This is a genomic window from uncultured Amphritea sp. (assembly GCF_937127095.1).
Classification (GTDB): Bacteria; Pseudomonadota; Gammaproteobacteria; order Pseudomonadales; family Balneatricaceae; genus Amphritea.
Genome location: NZ_CAKZLP010000013.1, coordinates 1 through 1,197, shown reverse-complemented (window position 1 = coordinate 1,197; position 1,197 = coordinate 1). Strand labels below are relative to the sequence as shown.

Below are 1,197 nucleotides of genomic sequence, written 5' to 3'. Positions count from 1 at the left end.
ACAATGATAATCCGCGCAAAGGAGGTCATCATCATCAGAATGGCTGGCAGGAAGGTCAGCAGCGTCATCAACCCCAGAATCTGGAGCGTCACGCTATAATCAGCACTGCCATCAGGGTTGCTCGTCAACGTGACTGCAGGAATTCCCGGATCAGCGGACAGCGCCACCGCAGGAAGCAGGAGCAACGACAGAAACAGAATGAATACTCTTTTCACTCGGATTCCTTTCGGCTTATCGCCTGTTGCAGCCTCGAGGCAAACTCCCCCATCGCCACACCCGGCTCAATTAAAGGCTGATCATAGCTATGCAGCAGGTTAACCCGACCCGGCGCGACCCCCAACAACAACTGCTGATCACCCGCCTGAACCAGAACCAGTTTTTCCCGGGTGGTTAAGGGCAGCGAAGCGACCACCCGCAGCGCCTTATTCTGCCCTGGCAAACCTGAGTAACGCTTTACCAGCCAACCCAGCAGCAGAATCAGTGCAACAACAAGAATCAAGCCTGCCAGCAATTGCATAATTGAACCGGCATTGACCGGATCAACCACCGCTCGGGGCACGGTAACAACACCTTTTTCAGCGTCTGCTGCGACACTCAAACCACTGCAGCCAGCAAAAAACAGCATCACTAAGATGCATCTCTGCCAGCGCAAAAGAATGGAACGATATGAGCGGAAAAGCAGCCAGGTCATCTGAGTTTATCTATACGTTCCTGCGGACTAATAACATCAGTCAGCCGGATACCATAGCGATCATTCACCACGACGACTTCACCATGCGCAACCAGCGTGCCATTCACCAGCACATCAAGCGGCTCACCGGCGACCCGGTCCAACTCTACAACAGACCCCTGATTGAGCTGTAGCAGATTACGGATCGAAATATCAGACCGACCAACCTCCATCGACAATTTAACCGGAATATCGAGAATCACATCCAGGCTAGGGTTACTCAATACCGCGCCTTCATCTCTCAATTCATCCAGATCGATCGTCTGACCCTGGGTAGCTTCAGCCTGAGCCTGCTCAGCCATCGCAGCGCCCCAGTCATCAAGGCCATCGTCCTGATCCTGATTTTCAATATCGTCATCACTCATGAGTAATATGCTCTGTCCAACGGTTTAATCATTTTTAGTCCGGCTGATAATTTTTACCGCCAGATTCCCACGGGATGTACCCAGTTTACAATTAAAGATAGG

At 51.7% G+C, this 1,197-nt stretch carries 2 protein-coding genes and 1 pseudogene; all 3 read right to left on the bottom strand.

Translation table 11 applies throughout. The features are described from left to right. Positions 1-215 (bottom strand): annotated as a pseudogene (locus Q0499_RS03185) (flagellar biosynthetic protein FliP); the annotation flags it as partial. Next, on the bottom strand, positions 212-625 hold the full coding sequence (fliO, locus tag Q0499_RS03180; protein ID WP_299195971.1) for a flagellar biosynthetic protein FliO: 414 nt from the start codon (positions 623-625) through the stop codon (positions 212-214). The pseudogene Q0499_RS03185 and the gene fliO, both read right to left, overlap by 4 nt. A gap of 62 nt (positions 626-687) precedes the next feature. Continuing rightward, entirely contained in the window at positions 688-1,095 is a 408-nt protein-coding gene (gene fliN, locus Q0499_RS03175; protein ID WP_299195969.1) for a flagellar motor switch protein FliN, read from the bottom strand. Positions 1,096-1,197: the final 102 nt, after the last annotated feature.

What these genes read in the sequence shown, in the direction of transcription:
- fliO (WP_299195971.1), bottom strand. Translation starts at nt 625, where the DNA reads ATGCTGTTTTTTGCTGGCTGCAGTGGTTTGAGTGTCGCAGCAGACGCT.
- fliN (WP_299195969.1), bottom strand. Translation starts at nt 1,095, where the DNA reads ATGAGTGATGACGATATTGAAAATCAGGATCAGGACGATGGCCTTGAT.